The 17,001-nt window shown below is 67.9% G+C and carries 14 protein-coding genes; 6 read left to right on the forward strand and 8 right to left on the reverse strand.

Going from position 1 to position 17,001, the window contains the following annotated elements; translation table 11 throughout:
* Window positions 1-75 precede the first annotated feature (75 nt).
* From ABQY74_RS01720 to ABQY74_RS01730, 3 genes are all read right to left on the reverse strand, one after another.
* On the reverse strand, window positions 76-1,647 hold the full coding sequence (locus ABQY74_RS01720) for an adenosine deaminase (protein WP_349793089.1): 1,572 nt from the start codon (window positions 1,645-1,647) through the stop codon (window positions 76-78).
* A gap of 512 nt (window positions 1,648-2,159) precedes the next feature.
* Window positions 2,160-3,119 (reverse strand): PDR/VanB family oxidoreductase, encoded by a 960-nt coding sequence (locus tag ABQY74_RS01725; RefSeq protein ID WP_349793091.1) that lies wholly within the window; start codon window positions 3,117-3,119, stop codon window positions 2,160-2,162.
* 17 nt (window positions 3,120-3,136) lie between these two features.
* Entirely contained in the window at window positions 3,137-4,189 is a 1,053-nt protein-coding gene (locus tag ABQY74_RS01730; protein WP_039517523.1) for an aromatic ring-hydroxylating dioxygenase subunit alpha, read from the reverse strand.
* Window positions 4,190-4,316: 127 nt separating this feature from the next.
* Between ABQY74_RS01730 and ABQY74_RS01735 the strand changes: the two genes are divergently transcribed.
* Window positions 4,317-5,234 (forward strand): LysR family transcriptional regulator, encoded by a 918-nt coding sequence (locus ABQY74_RS01735; RefSeq protein WP_016901444.1) that lies wholly within the window; start codon window positions 4,317-4,319, stop codon window positions 5,232-5,234.
* 234 nt (window positions 5,235-5,468) lie between these two features.
* Window positions 5,469-6,275 carry a TatD family hydrolase gene (locus ABQY74_RS01740; protein WP_039517521.1) on the forward strand — a complete coding sequence of 269 codons (807 nt, stop codon included), beginning with the start codon at window positions 5,469-5,471 and terminating at the stop codon, window positions 6,273-6,275.
* A gap of 18 nt (window positions 6,276-6,293) precedes the next feature.
* Here ABQY74_RS01740 and ABQY74_RS01745 read toward each other — a convergent pair whose 3' ends face one another.
* Both ABQY74_RS01745 and ABQY74_RS01750 read right to left on the reverse strand, forming a co-directional pair.
* Window positions 6,294-6,962, reverse strand: coding sequence for a hypothetical protein (locus ABQY74_RS01745; protein ID WP_104623597.1), 669 nt, complete (start codon window positions 6,960-6,962; stop codon window positions 6,294-6,296).
* A gap of 416 nt (window positions 6,963-7,378) precedes the next feature.
* Window positions 7,379-8,266, reverse strand: coding sequence for a LysR family transcriptional regulator (locus ABQY74_RS01750; protein WP_039528909.1), 888 nt, complete (start codon window positions 8,264-8,266; stop codon window positions 7,379-7,381).
* Window positions 8,267-8,363: 97 nt separating this feature from the next.
* Between ABQY74_RS01750 and ABQY74_RS01755 the strand changes: the two genes are divergently transcribed.
* Window positions 8,364-9,653 (forward strand): MFS transporter, encoded by a 1,290-nt coding sequence (locus ABQY74_RS01755; RefSeq protein WP_372470015.1) that lies wholly within the window; start codon window positions 8,364-8,366, stop codon window positions 9,651-9,653.
* Between the two features lie 64 nt (window positions 9,654-9,717).
* Here the strand turns inward: ABQY74_RS01755 and ABQY74_RS01760 are convergent, their stop codons facing one another.
* Complete coding sequence (locus ABQY74_RS01760; protein WP_104623594.1) at window positions 9,718-10,146, reverse strand: MerR family transcriptional regulator; 429 nt, start codon at window positions 10,144-10,146, stop codon at window positions 9,718-9,720.
* Window positions 10,147-10,235: 89 nt separating this feature from the next.
* Between ABQY74_RS01760 and ABQY74_RS01765 the strand changes: the two genes are divergently transcribed.
* The gene (locus ABQY74_RS01765) at window positions 10,236-11,171 is read left to right on the forward strand and encodes an alpha/beta fold hydrolase (protein ID WP_372470017.1); all 936 of its coding nucleotides are present in this window, start codon (window positions 10,236-10,238) and stop codon (window positions 11,169-11,171) included.
* 120 nt (window positions 11,172-11,291) lie between these two features.
* Here the strand turns inward: ABQY74_RS01765 and ABQY74_RS01770 are convergent, their stop codons facing one another.
* Window positions 11,292-12,299 carry a nuclease gene (locus ABQY74_RS01770; RefSeq protein WP_349793094.1) on the reverse strand — a complete coding sequence of 336 codons (1,008 nt, stop codon included), beginning with the start codon at window positions 12,297-12,299 and terminating at the stop codon, window positions 11,292-11,294.
* Window positions 12,300-12,400: 101 nt separating this feature from the next.
* Window positions 12,401-14,884, reverse strand: a complete 2,484-nt coding sequence (locus tag ABQY74_RS01775; RefSeq protein WP_349793096.1) for a TonB-dependent receptor — start codon at window positions 14,882-14,884, stop codon at window positions 12,401-12,403.
* Between the two features lie 526 nt (window positions 14,885-15,410).
* Between ABQY74_RS01775 and ABQY74_RS01780 the strand changes: the two genes are divergently transcribed.
* Complete coding sequence (locus tag ABQY74_RS01780; protein ID WP_065047144.1) at window positions 15,411-16,076, forward strand: TetR/AcrR family transcriptional regulator; 666 nt, start codon at window positions 15,411-15,413, stop codon at window positions 16,074-16,076.
* Window positions 16,073-16,954, forward strand: coding sequence for an NAD-dependent protein deacetylase (locus ABQY74_RS01785; protein ID WP_349793098.1), 882 nt, complete (start codon window positions 16,073-16,075; stop codon window positions 16,952-16,954). The genes ABQY74_RS01780 and ABQY74_RS01785 overlap by 4 nt, the downstream gene beginning before the upstream one ends.
* Window positions 16,955-17,001 lie beyond the last annotated feature (47 nt).

Genomic DNA, 17,001 nt, shown 5'->3' on the forward strand with positions numbered 1-17,001 from the left:
CGTGGAAGGTTGAATGCATTGCAGCGGCGATGGATCGAGGGCGTTGGTAGGAGCGTGCCTGCGCGCGGCGGGGGTTTACCGGTAAAGCCCGTTCGCGCTCTGGCGCGCTCCTACATTCAACAACGTGCGCTCGTACTGGGCCAGGTCGGTTTCCAGCTGCCATTGCAGCCGGGCCTTCTCGCTGCCCTGGCGGAATGCGCGACAGTCAGCATCATCGGTTTCGCGCTGCAACGCAGTGGCGCAGGCCTGCGCAGCGTTACCGTCGGCATCCCACAGGCTGGTGCCAGGCAGGAAGCTGTAGGTCAGGCCGTTGCGGGCGAGCTGTTTGAGCGTGGGGTAATCGATGCCCTGTTCCTGCATCGCGCGTTGATACTCGTGGGTCATGTCCGCGCGCGAGACGCCGGCGTCGTCGGTGGACAGCACCACCGGCACGCCGGCGCGCAGATACATCGCCAGCGGATGTGCGGCGCCTTTGACGCCGAGGATCACATCGTTGCTGGTGAGGTTGATCTCCACCGCGACCTGCTGGCGGCGCATGCGCTGCAGCAGGCCGTCGGCGTCGTCTTCATAAGGCAGGTCCACGCCATGACCGATGCGGCGCGCACCGGCGTCCACCGCCTGGCGGATATGCGAGCGCAGTTGCGCCGGCGGCACCAGGCCCAGGGCCAGCTCGCCGGCATGCAGGGACAGCGGCACGTCGGGGTAGCGCGCGGCGAAGAAGCGGAACATCGCCATGTGCCGCGCGTAATCGGCCAGTGCCACCGGGTTGTCTTCGGGCGCGACGATATTCAACGCCACCGCGCGGCTGCCGCCGGCGGCGATCAGCGCATGCGCCAGCGCCATCTGCCCGAACACCATCGGCTGCGGCAACACGCGCAGCACGTAAGGCACGTAGCGGTAGGTGACCTGGCAGCCGGGACGTGCATCGGGCTGGCCGCAGTGCAGCACGCGGCGCACCTGGGCATCGGTGTCGGCAAGCGCGCGTTGTGCGTCCTGTACTAGCGGCGGCAAGGCATCCTGCAAGGCGCGCAGGTTGGCTGCGTCGTCGTCGCCCTTCCAGGGCAAGGACTGCATCTGTTTTGCGGCCTGATCCATCTGCGGTGGGTTGGCGATGATTTCCACATAGGGCACGCGGTCGCGTGCGGCCTGCTCCAGCACAGCGGCCACGGTGTCGGCAACGCGCGTGCGCACCACCGCGTCGAACTTGCCAAAGGTGCCGAAGAACTGACCGTGTCCGGTGGGTTGCGACGGGCTGGGCAGGAACTTGCGCATCGACAAGGCATCCACCACCCGGCCATACAGCGCGGCATTGCGTGTTGCCAGGTCGCGTGCCGGCTCCTGGCCGTTGCCACACGGCGGCGCGCGCAGGCTCAGGTCGTCCAGCTGCACGCAGGCGCCATCCTCGCTGGCCCACTGCAGGTAGTCCTCGGCATACACCGAGCCGGACAGATGGTTATGCAGGTCGCCGCCCTTGGGCATTGCCTGCAGCCAGGCACGCAGCTGCGCAGGCTGATCGGCGGCGGTGCGCAGCAGCTGCGCCGCCTGCTGCTCGCGTTGCTGTGCAGGGGTGGCTTGGCTGCGTGCCTGTGCGGCGGTGGGCAACAGCAGGCATAGCGCCACAATCAGACTGCGATGAACGATGGACATGCGATGGAAAGCTCGGAAAGAACGGCAATGGCGCAATCACGCCGGTAGATGCGAAGCATGCCTTGCATGCGTGGTGGACGGCCAGCGCTGGAGTGGTTTTTTGCTGGTGCCGAAGCTCGTATTGGTGGGCGGACGCCTGGGTGAGGTTGCAAGGCTCCTTGGTGCTACATGAGGCGACGCGCCACCAGCAATGCCTGCGGATCGACAAGCGCTGCACCTGGTTTTCCTTGTCGCTCGCGATCCTCCCGCAGCGTCCTGCACATCTGCACACCAGGCCTGACGCGGCACATCAGCGCAGCGCAGGCAAGCGCGCTGCAGCGACCAGGCCGTTTCCGGCAGCGGGTACGCGATTTACGGGTGATGCACTGCGGCGGCGTGCAGGTCATGACGATCAGCGGCACAACGCATCGTCATCTGCGGTGCCTAGCGATCGCATCGGCAGGATCATCGGCATGGAGCAATGGCCGCACTCGCGGCAGCGCTGCACAGGCATCTGCCGCACACAGACCGCCTCAAAGATCCAGCACCAGCCGCGGCGAGCGGCTACGCGAACAGCACAGCGTGATCTGCCGGTTCTGCGCGTGTTCGCTGTCGCTGAGCACACTGTCGCGGTGATCTGGGGTGCCGGCCAGGACGCCGGTCAGACAGGCGCCGCACATGCCCTGCTCGCAGGACAGCGGTACCTCGATGCCGGCGTCCAGCAGGGCACTGGCGATGCTGCAGTCGGCCGGCACCTGCACCACGCGGCCGCTGGCGGCCAGCTCCACTTCGAAGGCGCTGTCGGCATCGTGGGCGATGCCGGGCTCGGCGGCGGCGAAGTGTTCGCGGTGCAGTTGCTCCGTCGTCCAGCCGTGCGCCCTGGCAAGCAGCGTGTAGTGGTCCATGAAGGCGGCCGGCCCGCACAGGTACAGCTGGTCGCGCGCACGCGCCTGGCCCAATTCCTCGGGCACATGCACGCGCGGGCTCTCGCCGCCGTCGCTCAGATGCACCTGCACCTGGCCATGCGCGAAGCCCTGCTGCAGCCGCTGCCCGAACGCCACGTCGGCGTGCCGGCGCGCATAGTAGTGCAGCACGAAGGGTTCGCCGCGCGCTTCCAGCGCTTCGGCCATCGACAGCAGCGGGGTGATGCCGATGCCGGCGGCCAGCAGCACGTGGCGCTCGCCCGGATGCAGCGGAAACAGGTTGCGCGGTGTGGAGATGCGCAGGCGGTCGCCGGTGCTCAGCTGTTCGCACAGATGCCGCGAGCCGCCGCGCGAGGCGTCGGCCAGCTTCACGCACAGCAGGTAATGGTCGCGCACATGCGGCGCGCTAGCGATCGAGTACTGGCGGATCATGCCGTAGGGCAGATGCAGGTCCACATGTGCGCCGGCCTCGAAGGCCGGCAATTCCGCGCCGACCGGCTCCAGCCGGATCGCGCGCTGGCGATGGCCCTGGTCGAAGACCTCGGCAACGCGGACCTCGTGCAACTGCATGGCGTGCTCCTTGGCGGTCAGCGCAGGAAGAAGTCGCTATAGCCCTGGCTGCGCAGGCCACGGCGATAGGCGATGGAACTGCGGTCGGCCGGGATATGCACCTCCAGCAGCGGGTCCAGCGGCAGGTATTCGGGGCGCTGCGCCTCGACCATGGCGCGGTCTTCCTCGAACACGCGCAGGTTGAAGGCGTGCACGTCCTCCACCGGCAGATGGGTGTCGAAGTTGCGCGCGATCGGCACCAGCAGGCGCGTCCTGTGCTTGGACACCGGGCTGGCCGCGTTCATGATCACCAGCCGTTTGCCCGGCACCGGGAAGTGGATGGTGAGGGTGGCGGTGAACGGCAGATGCACCTCGAAATGGCGCAGCCACTGGAAATCCGGGTCCACGTCCGGTAGCGGCATGTCCACCGAATAATTGGCCACCGAGCTCAGGTAGTCGGCATTGAAGCCGGTGGGCGTCTCGGTGGTGGTGTAGGCCGGCACCTCGCGCTTGTCTGGCTGGGCAAAGGTGGCGGTGTGCACGAAGGCGAAATGCGCCACGTCGATGAAGCCCTCCAGCTGGCGCGCGGCGCTGCCGCCGATGTCGAAGGCCGGGCAGACGATCTGCTGGAAGCCGTCCTCGTCCCAGCCGGGCATCGGCGGAATCTGCACCTCGGCCGCGCTGACGCCGGCCGGTTTGGCCAGGCACACCCAGATCAACCCGTAGCGCTCGGCCACCGCGTAGGTGTGCAGGCGCATCTTGGCCGGGATGTTCTGGCTGGGGCTGGCGGGGATGTGGTTGCAGCGCCCGCCCGAGCCGAAGCGCAGCCCGTGGTAGGCGCAGACCACGCCGCCGCCATCGGCGGTGCCCATGCTCAGCGGCACGCCGCGGTGCGGGCAGACATCGCGCGCGGCCACCAATTCGTCGCCCAGCCGGTACAGCACCAGCGGCTCGTCCAGCAGGGTGGCCTTGAACGGCGCCTGCCCGACCTCGCTGCTCAGCGCCACCGCGTGCCAGTGCTGGGCCAGGCGCTGCCAGTCGGCGGCCTCGAAGGTGCAGTGCAGCGGCAGGGCGGGGACGGCGACATCCATGGGTCCAGTCTCTGGCGTAGGGCGGGAGCGGTGCCGGATTGACTCTAGGAAGCTGGGGGTGTGTTATCAAACATCGATTTTCAGCCAAGCCATTGCAAAAAATGCAACGCCAACCGAGCCCCGCCGCATGCTGACCTTTTCCCGCTTCACCCGTTACTTCATCGAAGTGGCCCGCTGCGGCAGCATCCGCAAGGCTTCCGACGTGCTGCACGTGTCGGCCTCGGCGATCGACCGGCAGATCCTCAAGGCCGAGGAGGAGCTGGGCGCGCAGCTGTTCGAGCGCCTGCCCGGGCGGCTGCGGCTGACCGCCGCTGGCGAGCTGCTGCTGGTGGACGTGCGCGGCTGGGAGAAGGCCTACGCCCGCACCCTGGAGCGCTTCGACGAGCTCAAGGGGCTGCGCCGCGGGCATGTGGAGATCGCCATGATCGACGCGCTCAGCGAGGGCGTGGTGCCGGAGGCGGTGGCGGCGCTGGTGCAGGAGTACCCCGGCATCACCTTCAACCTGTCCACCGCGCGCAACCAGCGGGTGATGGAAATGGTGACCTCGGCCGACGTGGACATCGGCCTGCTGCTGGACCCGGTGAGCAGCGTGGACCTGGAGGTGCGCGCCTTTGCCGACATCCCGTTAGGGATTGCGATGCCGGTCGGCCACCCGCTCAGCACCCGTACCGAGCTGCAGCTGAGCGAAACGCTGGAACACCGCCTGCTGCTGCCGGCCGCCCCGCTGATCGTCGGCGAGCATGCCAAGGTGCTGTACCAGCGCCAGCATATCGACGTGAAGCGGCTGACCCACTGCAACGATGTGCGCACGCTGCGCGGGTTGGTGCGCGCCGGTGCCGGCGTGGGCCTGATGTCGTGGCTGGACGCCGCACCGGATGTGGCCGACGGCCGTCTGGCATTCGTGCCGTTCCGCCGCCACCTGACCAAGCCGATGACGCTGGCGCTGTGCGTGGCCCCGCAGCGGCAGCTGTCACGCTCGGCGCTGCTGACGATCCAGGCGCTGGCGGCGAAGATCGATGCGATGGTGGTGCCGGTGGTTGGTTGAACCGCTCTCTCTCTCCTGGAAGAAGGGAGCAAAGCCCCTCTCCTGCGGGAGAGGGGTTGGGGTGAGGGGACCGGGCGACGCCACATTGGGTGGTTAGTCATGCGAGGCTTCGCTCGCACCCGCATCCGGCGCTGCGCGCCAGCTTCTCCCGGCGGGAGAAGGGACGCTAAGCGCTAAGCGCACACAACCCTCACTCGTTACACTTGCCCGGCTCTCCCCACACGACACCGCAGCATGCAGTTGATCGATATCGGCGCCAACCTTACCCACGACTCCTTCGACCGCGACCGCGACGCGGTGCTGCAACGCGCACGCGAGGCAGGCGTTGCGCAATTGGTGATCACCGGTGCCAGCCGCGAGCATTCGCCGCTGGCTTTGCAGCTGGCCCAGCAGCATCCCGGATTCCTCTACGCCACTGCCGGCGTGCACCCGCACCACGCAGTGGAGTTCACCGCCGAATGCGAGGCCGAAATGCGCACGCTGCAGGCGCACCCGCAGGTGGTGGCGGTGGGCGAATGCGGGCTGGATTATTTCCGCGATTTCGCCCCGCGTCCGGCCCAGCACAAGGCCTTCGAGCGGCAGCTGCAATTGGCTGCCGACAACGGCAAGCCGCTGTTCCTGCATCAGCGTGAGGCGCACGACGATTTCCTGTCGATCATGCGCAGCTTCGATGGCCGCCTCGGCCCGGCGGTGGTGCATTGCTTCACCGGCACCCGCGAAGAACTGTTCGACTACCTGGACCGCGATTACTACATCGGCATCACCGGCTGGCTGTGCGACGAGCGCCGCGGCCTGCATCTGCGCGAGCTAGTGCGCAACATCCCGGCCAACCGCTTGATGATCGAAACCGACGCGCCGTACCTGCTGCCGCGCACGCTCAAGCCGATGCCCAAGGACCGCCGCAACGAGCCGATGTTCCTGTCGCATATCGTCGAAGAACTCGCACGCGATCGTGGCGAGGACGTGGCGCTGACCGCAGCCAACAGCACCGCGGCGGCGCGGGCGTTCTTCCGTCTGCCCGCGCCTGCAGCGGCGGCATGACCTGCGCGGCGTGGGCGATCACGCCGCCAGCAACTCCCAGCCCTGCGCATCGCGCAAGCGCAGCCCCGGTTGCGGTGCATCCACGCTGACCCGCACGCCACTGGCCCAGGGCAGCTGCCGCTGCTGCGGAAACCAGCGCCGCGCCTGATCGACCACGATCAACAAGCCATCATCGTCGCCCAGCGCGGCAAAGCCCTCGAGCGCCGGCGCAAACGGCCGCACGCCGAAGTGATGGGCGACGCTGCTGGTCACCACCGCGACATCGTTGCTGGGTAAGCCGATCTCGCTCACGCACAGCAACTCGTCGCCGTGGAATGCGCCGTCGCCGGTGGCCACGTCCTGCACCGCCCGACGCGCGATCAACTCGAGTACCGCGCCATCGGGGCCGGCAAAATACACCGATTGCGACTGCCATACGCCGTCCAGTTGAAACTGCCGGCGGCCATGTGGATCGGCAAGCAGCTTGCTGCGCTCGCCGATCCATTGCGCAGCGGCGTCGAAGCGCGACGGGGCCACGTTGAACGCCAGATGCACGCTGCCCACCGGCTGCTGCGCCTGCACGCATTCCAGGCTGCTCCAGCCGATGCGGATGCTGTTGCCGTGCTGCGGCAGCTGCAGTACCTCGCGATAGAAGCGCAGGCTGAGGTCGGGGTCCAGGCAGGGCAGCAACAGATGGCGAAGATGCATGGCGGGCGCAGGTGATGGAAGGTGCAGGCATTGAACGACCTCAATCGCGGTTGAGGTCAAGCGGTGTGCCCGGATGGTGTTACTCGGGTTCGGCAGGGCACCTGCGCGCGCTGGCAACGTGCATGCTGTCTGCAGCGAAGGCCCTGGCCGGGATGATGTCGTCACACACGCAGCATTGCAGGCATGCGCGCTTCCACAGGATCAATGACTTCGGGTGCGGCTGAGGGTGTGTGGATCAGACCTCGGCTCCAGAGAACCAGCGCCATCGCTGGTGGCAGGCAACGCCATCCAACATCTTTCTGCCTGGGCAGGTGTAGGAGCGCACTTGTGTGCGAGGGCGTTACCGGGAGAGCCACGTCGCGCACGGGTGCGCTCCTACAACAACCGTGGTGCTGTCGGCTCGAGATCAGCCTGGCTCACAGCACTTCCGCCAGCGCCCACAGATGCCGGACCAGCGGCGCGGTGTCCAAGGCGCCGGGCGCGACTGCCAGGGCCAGCCTGGCCAGCGGCATCTGGCCTTCGATATCCAGATAGCGCACGCCGGGGAGCTGCAATTGCGCAGTGGAGGCCGGCACCACCGACACGCCCAGTTCGGCGGCCACCAGATTGACGATGGACGACATCTGCGGCGCCTCCTGGGTGATGCGCAGGGTCACGCCGGATTGCCGGCAGGCGGCGAGGATCTCGTCGTACAGGCTGGACCCGAAGCTGCGCGGGAACAGGATGAACGGTTCGCCCGCCAGCGCCGCCAGTGGCGCGCTGTTGCGGGCGGCCAGCCGATGCGCGGTGGGCACGGCGATCTTCATCGGTTCGTCGGCAAAGCGCAGCAGTTGCAGGTCGGGCGGCGTGCTCAGGCCGTAGCGCACGAAGGCCGCGTCCAGGCGGCCATCGGCCAGGGCCAGCAGCAGTCCGGCAGTGTTGGTTTCTTCCAGCAACAGCTCGACCTGCGGCCATTGCCGGCGAAAGTCGCGGATCAGGTGCGGCACCACCGGGTTGAACGCGGCCGAGGCGGTGAAGCCCAGCCGCAGCCGGCCGGATTCGCCGCGCGCCACCCGCCGTGCGGTTTCCGCGGCGCGCTCCACATCGGCGAGCACGCGGCGCACCTCGACCAGGAAGGCCTCGCCGGCCGGGGTTAGCTCGGCGCCGCTATGGGTGCGCCGGAATAGCGGTGTGCCCAGATCGCGCTCCAGCGCCTGGATCTGCTGGCTCAATGGCGGCTGGCCGATGCCGACCCGCGCTGCGGCGCGGGTGAAGTTGCCCTCCTCGGCGACAGCCAGGAAGTAGCGCAGGTGGCGAAGTTCCATGCTATCTGTTCTGCATATGGCAACTGCCAGGATCATATATTGGACAGGGGGTCAGCGCAGGCGAATACTCGCCGTCCCACGTCTCGATGCTGCGCCTGTGTCCTCTCCTGATCGCCGCACCGGCAGCCTGCCGGGCGCCACCGCCGGCCCTGCCGACAACGCCGCCGCCGCCGATGCGCCGGCCAGCGGCCGCATCCGCCTGGCCCTGTTCCTGGCCGGCTTTGCCACCTTCTCGCTGCTGTACAGCGTGCAGCCGGTGCTGCCCGAGTTTGCACGCGCTTTTGGCGTGGACGCGGCCACCGCCTCGCTGCCGTTGTCGCTGGCCACCGGCGCGCTGGCCCTGGCGATCTTCTGTGCCGGCGCAGTGTCGGAGAACCTGGGCCGGCGCGGGTTGATGTTCGTATCGATCGCACTGGCCGCAGTGCTCAACCTGGTCGCCGCCTTCCTGCCGCACTGGGGCGCGCTGGTGCTGGCGCGCACCTTGTCGGGTATCGCGCTGGGCGGGGTGCCGGCGGTGGCGATGGTGTATCTGGGCGAGGAACTGCCGGCCAACAAGATGGGCGCGGCCACCGGCCTGTATGTGGCCGGCAATGCCTTCGGCGGCATGAGCGGGCGCATCGTGATGAGCGTGCTGACCGATCACTACGACTGGCGCACCGCGCTGGCGGTGTTGAGCGTGTTCGACCTGCTGTGCGCGCTGGCGTTCTTCTGGTTACTGCCGCCGTCGCGCAACTTCGTGCGCCGGCACGGCATCAACCTGCGCTTCCATTTGCGCGCCTGGGCCGGGCATCTGCGCGACCGCAACCTGCCGTTCCTGTTCGCGCTGCCGTTCCTGTTGATGGGCGTGTTCGTCTGCCTCTACAACTACGCCGGCTTCCGGCTGGGAGGGCCGGAATTCGGCCTGAGCCAGAGCCAGATCGGCATGATCTTCAGCGCCTATGTGTTCGGCATCGTCAGTTCGTCGGTGGCCGGTGCGGCGTCGGATCGCTTCGGACGCGGCCCGGTGGTCACCACCGGCATCGTGCTGTGCATCCTCGGCGTGGCGCTGACCCTGGCGCATGTGCTGGCGCTGGTGGTGGCCGGCATCGTGTTGCTGACGATCGGCTTCTTCATTGCGCATTCGGCGGCCAGCGCGTGGGTGAGCCGGCTCGGCGGCGCGCACCGCAGTCACGCCGCATCGCTGTATCTGCTGGCGTATTACGCCGGCTCCAGCGTGATCGGCGCGCTTGGCGGCTGGTTCTGGCAACACGGTGGCTGGGGCGCGCTGGTCGGCATGTGCCTGACCTTGCTGGCGCTCGCCTTCGCCGCGGCCTACGTGCTGCGCCAGCGCGCCGACGACACGCGGCCGTACGGGCGCTTTGCGCCGCACCCTGCACGCGGCGAGTGACGCGGCTCGACCGCCGCGTCCAAGCGCGACTGACTGCACGACTGCGCGGCGTCTGTCAGCCGTTCTATCGCGCCCGCTTGCTGCGTCTGGTCTGCGCTGCAGGCGGCAGTGTGGCCGCGGCATTCGCCGCACCCTGCGCCAGGGTTTCCAGCAAACGCGCCCGGCGCCGCTCCAGGTCGGCCAGCTGGCGCTCGATCAGCTGCAGGCGTGCCCGGTGCGCCTGCGCGGTTTCCGGGCACATCTGCGCGCCTTCCACCAGGCGCATGCAATCGGGGAAGCCGAGGATGTCGTCCAGGCTGAAGCCGGTGGCGATCAGCCGCTGGATCTGCCGCACCTGTGCAACGCAGGCGGCGGGAAACACCCGGTAGCCGTTGGCGCTGCGCGAGGAGGTCAGCAGCCCATGCGCGTCGTAGTGACGAAGCGAGCGCACGCTGGCGCCGGTCTGCAGCGCCAGCGCGCCAATGCTCAGTGAGGGTTCGGACGATGTGGCCATGCGCCCAGCATACGTTGCACGCAATGCTTGACCCTCACATTGGTGTGAGGCTCGAGGATGGTGGCTCCCATTGTCTGGAGCTCACTCCGATGCCTGTTCGCTTTCTCCCCGTCATTGGCATGTTGCCGATGCGTTGCCTGCTGGTTTGCCTGCTGCTGTTTTTCTCAACATCGGCTACCGCAGGTCCGGCGGTCACCCCGGCGTCGCGCAGCTATACCGTCACCGCGCCGGACGGCGTGGCCCTGGCGGTGCAGGAGCATGGCGCCAGCGATGGCCGGGCAATCGTGTTCGTGCACGGCCTGCTCGGCAGCCGCATCGATTGGGACGCGCAGCTGGCCGATCCGCGCCTGCAAGGCTATCGCTTGATCACCTACGACCTGCGCGGGCATGGGCTGTCCGGCAAGCCGGCGGCAGCGTCCGCGTATCGGGACGGCATGCGCTGGGCCGACGACCTTGCCGCCGTGGTGAAGGCCGCAAACGCGCGCGATGCGGTGCTGGTGGGTTGGTCTCTGGGCGGTGCGGTGATCAGCAACTATCTCACCCGCTACGGCGACAAAGGGCTTGGCGGCGTGGTGTATGTCGATGGCGTGATCGAACTGCGCGCAGAGCAGTTGGGCGCGCATCCGGCGATCTATCGCGATCTGGTCTCCGACGACCTGCGCATGCACCTGCAGGCGGTGCAGGACTTCCTGCGGCTGTGCTTTGCCACCCAGCCGCCGGCGCCGGTGTTTGAAACCTTGCTGGCCAACGCGTCGCTGGCCTCGTGGGACATGCAGCGGGCCGTGCAGGGCATGTCGATCGACGTCGCCGGCCTGCAACGCACACAGCTGCCGGTGCTGCTGATGTACGGCGCACGCGATGCACTGGTGACCACCGGGCCGACGCTGGCGCGTGCACGGCAGCTGCAGCCGCGTGCGCAGACGGTGCTGTATCCCAACGCCGGGCATGCCCCGTTTCTGGAAGACAGCCCGCGCTTCAATCAGGATCTGCTGCGCTTTGTCGAACAGGCCGCCAACGCCCACTGACGCGACGTCATGGCACGCGCGATCCGTATGGCGCGCTGCGCTATGCCGACCCGCGCAGCGCCCGTTGCCGCCGCGCAGGTCGGCACACCGATGGCGGCACCCCCATGCCGCCATCGGCGGTTACAGCGTGGGCGAGGTGCCGGCAGGTGCAGATCCGGTCGCCGGGTCGTACTGCGGATGGCGTGGGTCCATGCTGGGGGGCGTGGAGGTGCCCGGCCGCAGCGCGCTTTCGCGCCAGGCGCGCACCAGCAGGTCGCGCAGCATCGCTGCGCCATCGCCGGCGGTGCGATAGACCATCGCGCGGCCGTCGCTGCTGGATGCGTCGTCGAAGGCGCCGGCCTTTTCCAGGCGATAGACCTGCTCGACACGGCCGGTGCCGATGTCGAGAAAGCCCAGGATCTGCTCGAACACATCGCCATCCTGGTGCGCCAGGGCCGGCATGCGGCTCAGCAGGTCCTGCGGGGTCAGCGCAATCTTCTCCACGTAATCGCTCTCGAACTTGCCGTGCACCTTCGGGTCGGTGCTGTAGCCGTGCGGGTTCGGCCCCTGCCAGCCGTCGTGATGGATGCTGTCGTGCTGCGGCTGCGCACCATCGCCGATGTAGTGCGCAAACCAGCTGACGTAGAACGCGCAGTTGCGTTCGAGCTCTCGGGTGTCCTGGCCCTTGGCGCGCAGCGTGCGCAGCTGCCGCATGGTCGCCACGATGCGTTGGTAGCCTTCGGTGGCGGCGTACGGCAAGGTGCCGGCCCAACGCACGTTCATGCGCTGCGCCAGTTGCGGGTCGCTGCCGGCGATGCGCCGTTGTTCGTCGTACAGCGCCAGCACGAAGGCATAACGCGAGCGCGGCGGGTGCTGCATGAAGGCGAACTGCTCGCGGAACCAGCCGTGGTTGGGGTCTTCGTCGATCTTGAGGAAGGGTTCGCTTTCGCTGCGCCAGCCGTCCGGCAGCGTGGCGCCGTCGGCGATCACCTGCGCGTACTGCTTGAGGAAGACCGGGCCGTCATCGGGCAGGGCCTGCACCGCGGCGCTGTCGATGGCGGCATGCGCGCGGTGGCCCCAGGCGGCGGCATCGCCGGAACACATCGCTGCTGCAACCAGCAGCGCACAGGCAAGACGGGAAGCTGTCATGGCAGTCCTTGTGGCCTGCAGCGCAGCTGTGGCGCTGCAGGCGATGGATCGGGAAGTGGAGCGCTGGCATCGAGGCTGCGACACCCCGGACGCCGGCGCACTCAGAAGTGGTAGGTCACCACCAGCCGCGAGTTGCGCTCGTAGATCGGCCGGCCGTAGATCGGCGCGCGCGTGCCCTGGCCGGAGATGGTGTCGGTGCGCGGGTTGCCTTCGGTCAGCGCAAAGGTGTTGGTCAGGTTGTCCACCGACAGCTGCACGTCCCACGGCCCGTTGCGCACCAGGATGTTGGCCGCCAGGGTGTCGTAGGCGGCCAGCTCGGTGGTGTTTTCCAGGTCGGCGTAGCGCTTGCCCACGTAGGCGTAGCGCAACGAGGTTTCCCAATCGAACGCACCGGTGGTGAACAACAGCGTCGGGCCGGCATTGCCGTACAGCTTCGGCTGGCGGTTGGGCATGTTGCCGTCCACGTCGACCACGGCCACTGCGCCATTGGCCACCACTTCGGTCAGGTCGGACACCTTGGTGTCGTTGTAGGTCAGGTTGGCATCAAGACGTAGCCACTGCGCCGGTGTCCACACCGCCGCCAGTTCGATGCCGGGGTTGGTGACGCTGCCGCGGTAGTCCTTGGATTCGGCCGCGCCGGTCTGCGGATTCACCGCGCTGGTGCCGATGTTGTACGGGTCGTACTTGGTGTAGAAGGCGGTGGCGAACACGTCCAGCGTGTCGAAGTTGAGCTTGGTGCCGAGCTCGAACTGGTCGGCGGTGGGAATGTTGACGTTGCCTTCGTTGGCGCCCTCGCTGGGCGCGCGGTGCGCACGCGAGGCGCGGCCGTAGATGCCGACGGTGGGGTTGATGTCGTAGTTGAAGCCCGCGGTCCAGTTGGTCACGCCCACGTCCAGCGCGGTGTGCGCGCGGGCCCCGGTGAACAGGCGCGCGGCATCGTCGGCCAGGGTGTCGGCCATGCCCAGGTTGCCGGTGCTGCGCAGCATGCTCCAGGCGCGGTAGCGGTAGCGCTCGTGACGCACGCCGGCTTCCAGGCGCAGCTTGTCGGTCACCTGCCAGGTGTCGGCGATGTAGGGCGCCAGCATGCTGGTGTAGGCCTTGCCCTGGGTGCGGTCGGCGCCGTAGATCACCACGCCGTCCTTGGTCACGCCACCGACCACGTTGCCGGCCGCGTCGTAGCCGAGCAGGTCGATCGTGCGCGGGTTCTGCCGCATCTCCAGCAGATAGCTCTGGTAACGCGAATTGTAGGAACGCGCGTAATAGGCGCCGTACACGCCGAGCGTGATGTCGTGGGTGTCGCCGCCCCAGTCGAAGCGGCGGTGCAGGCGCAGGTCGTCGGCGAACGAATCGGCGCGCACGTTCATGGCGCGGTACTGGCCCTGGATCACCAGGCCGTCGGTGCTGGCCGGATCGAAGCGGCTGCCGTCGTCGGTGTAGACGTAGCCCAGCGAGCTCAGGCCGGGAAACGCCGCGCTGGCGGCGGCGCGGCGGCTGTTGGCATACGCGGCGGCGTCCTGCGGCGCATTGCTGGAATACAGCGCGTCGAAGGTCATGTCCAGGCGATTGACGATGGCCTTGTTGGACAGGCTCCAGCCGTTGTCGAAGGCCAGGTCCAGGTTGGCGCCCAGATGGTTGAACTTCATGTGGCGGCCATCGGACAGGTCGCGCAACTCGCGCTGCGGCGCGCCGTTGGCATCGCTGGAGACGATGCTGGCGCGTTTCAGCTGCGCGCTGCTCAAGGTGCCGGTGAAGCGGTCGATCAACGGGTCCAGCGAACGCGCGGTGTCGCGCGGGTCGTACAGCGGGATCGGCATGTAGAACGCGTTCTTGTCGTCCAGATGCTTGGCGGTGAAGGTCAGCTTGCCGTGCTCCAGCGTATGCTTGAGGTTCATGCGGAACTGCCCGCCCTCGTCGGCCGGAAAGCCCACGTCGCGGTAGCCGTCGTTGCGCCGCACGAAGCCGCCGGCAGCCAGGTACCAGCCGTCGGCAAGCTTGCCCGACCAATAGCCATCGAGCCGATACAGCCCGGTGTCGCCGACGGTGGTGCGCACTGCGCCTTCGGGGGTGTCGCCGCCCTGGCGGGTGACGAAGTTGACGATGGCCGCGGCATTGGAAGCGAAGATCGGCGACGGCCCGCCGCGCACGGTTTCCACCGATTCGACCATCAGGTCCGGGCGCACCAGGCCTTCGGTCTTGTAGAAGTAGCCGTTGTTGTCCGGGTAGGGGCTGATGCCGTCTTCCTGGATCACCGCAAACGAGCCTTCGTCGGGAATGCCGCGGATGCGGTAGACGTTCTGCACTTCGCCGCCGGTGGATTCGGCATAGATGCCGGGCATCGAGCCGATCAGGCTGGCCAGGTTGAGCGGGGCCAGCTTGTCGATCTGCTCGGCGGTCAGCGCGGTGATCGCATACGAGGCGTCGAACTGGTTCTGGGCCTGGCCGGCGCCGGTGACGATCATCCGGTCCAGCGAGAAGATGCCGTCCTCGCCCTTGCGGGTGGCAGGCGTGGCGGGTGCGGCTTCCTGCGCGAGCGCGGGGGTGGACAGGGTCAGTGCAAGCAGGACGGCGAGCGGACGACGCGACACGGCACGACGCACTCCGGAGCGCGTCCGGATGTGGGTGTAGGGCATGGCAGGAGTGGGGGGCAGCGGGGGAGCTGCCCACTGTCGCGGCGCCATGTTTCCGCAGCGTTGCGTGTGCGCCCGATCACGCTAAGTCAGCGGACGCGCGTGCCGATCTGTGACGTGGCACGTGTTTTCAAGCGGTTTCAACCGTGAGCGCAGGTTGCCGGCTGTGTGTCATTCGGTGCGCATCATCAGGTCAATTGTCCCACCCTCGGTGTCATCGCGCCGATGCCAGCTCGGACATCACAAGCTGCGCCACGCTGGCAGTCGCTTGTTCGACGCTGCCTGGACCGATGTGGTCGTCGAGATCGGCGGCGATGCGATCGTGATTGACCGCATCGGCGCATTGACCGCAAAGCCTGCGTTACGCAGTGCCTTCGCCAGCGACACGGTGAAGCAATCGGGCGCTCGGCACCGTCGCGCAGCGCCACGGGTGCGGAGCTGGAGAGGGGCGCTTGCTTGGAATCACCAAGAAGGCCCCCAGACTATGTGCCATCCATCCGTGTGTACAGTCGCCTTCGTGAGTACCTCATTCCCCCTGCCAGCACCGCGCAAGGCCCCGCAGCAAGCGCGCTCGCGCGCTACCGTGGAGGTCATCCGCCAGGCCAGCATCCAGGTGCTGGTGGCCGACGGACTGCAGGGCTGCACCACCACGCGGGTGGCCGAGCGTGCCGGCGTGTCGGTCGGCAGCGTGTACCAGTACTACCCCAATCGGCAGGCGATGTTGATCGCGTTGCTGCAGTGGCATCTGCAGGCGGTGATCGACGCGGTGGAACGGGCCTGCGCGCAACAACACGGGCGCACGCTGGCGCAGCAGTGCGAGGCCTTGGTGCATGCCTTCGTGCAGGCCAAGCTGCAGCATGTGGACGTCTCGCGCGCGCTGTACGCCATTGCCGAGCTGCATGGTGGCGCCACGCTGGGGTCGCAGGCGCGCAAGCGCTCGCAGCAGGCGTTTGCCGCTGCGCTGGCCACCGCCGCGGATGTGCGCTTCGACGATTGCGAGGCGGTGGCCGAGATCGGCATGGCGGCCATCACCGGGCCGGTAAAGAGCCTGCTCGAGGAGGGTGCGCCTGCGGTGCGGATTGCGCCGCTGCAGGCGCAGCTGGTGGTGTTGCTGCACAGTTACCTCATGGCCACCGGAGTTGCGCGATGACGGCGGTACTCGTTCAGGACGGCAACGCGTTGCAGGATTTCATCGAGCGCCATCGGCGCCTGTTCGTGCTCACCGGCGCCGGTTGCAGCACCGATTCGGGCATTCCCGATTACCGCGATCTGCAAGGCGGCTGGAAGCGTCCGCAACCGGTGACGTTCCAGGCCTTCATGGGCGAGCTGTCCACGCGGCAGCGCTATTGGGCACGCAGTCTGGTCGGCTGGCCGCGCTTCGGGCTGGCGCAACCCAATGCCACCCATCACGCGCTGGCCGCACTGGAAGCGCGCGGCCAGCTGGAACTGCTGCTGACGCAAAACGTGGACCGCCTGCATCAGGCTGCCGGCAGTCAGGCGGTGATCGATCTGCATGGCCGGCTCGATGTGGTGCGCTGCATGGGCTGCGAGCGGCGCATGCCCCGTACCGAATTCCAGCTGCTGCTCGAGCACGCCAACCCCGGCTGGGCCGATCTGGACGCGGCGCAGGCGCCCGATGGCGATGCGGACCTGGACGATGTGGCCTTCGACAGCTTTGCAGTGCCGCCGTGCCCGCTGTGCGGCGGCGTGCTGAAGCCGGATGTGGTGTTCTTTGGCGAGAACGTGCCGCGCGAGCGCGTGGAGCGCGCATTTGCGCATCTGCAGGTGGCCGATGCGGTGCTGGTGGTGGGCTCGTCGCTGATGGTGTATTCGGGCTTTCGTTTCGTACAGGCCGCGGCCAAGGCCGGCCTGCCGATCGCCGCACTCAACTTCGGGCGCACCCGTGCGGACGAGCTGCTCAGCCTGAAGGTCGAACAGTCGTGCGCGCAGGCGTTGGCGTTCCTGCACACCCCGTTCGATCCGCTGCGTGCACGCAGCGTCAACGATGCCAGTGCGCGTTCGGCATGACGCAGTGATCCATCGCAGCGGTTGTGCCCACGCGCGTGGCGCAGTGC

The sequence above is a fragment of the Xanthomonas sp. WHRI 7064 genome (assembly GCF_040202355.2).
Lineage (GTDB): Bacteria > Pseudomonadota > Gammaproteobacteria > Xanthomonadales > Xanthomonadaceae > Xanthomonas > Xanthomonas arboricola.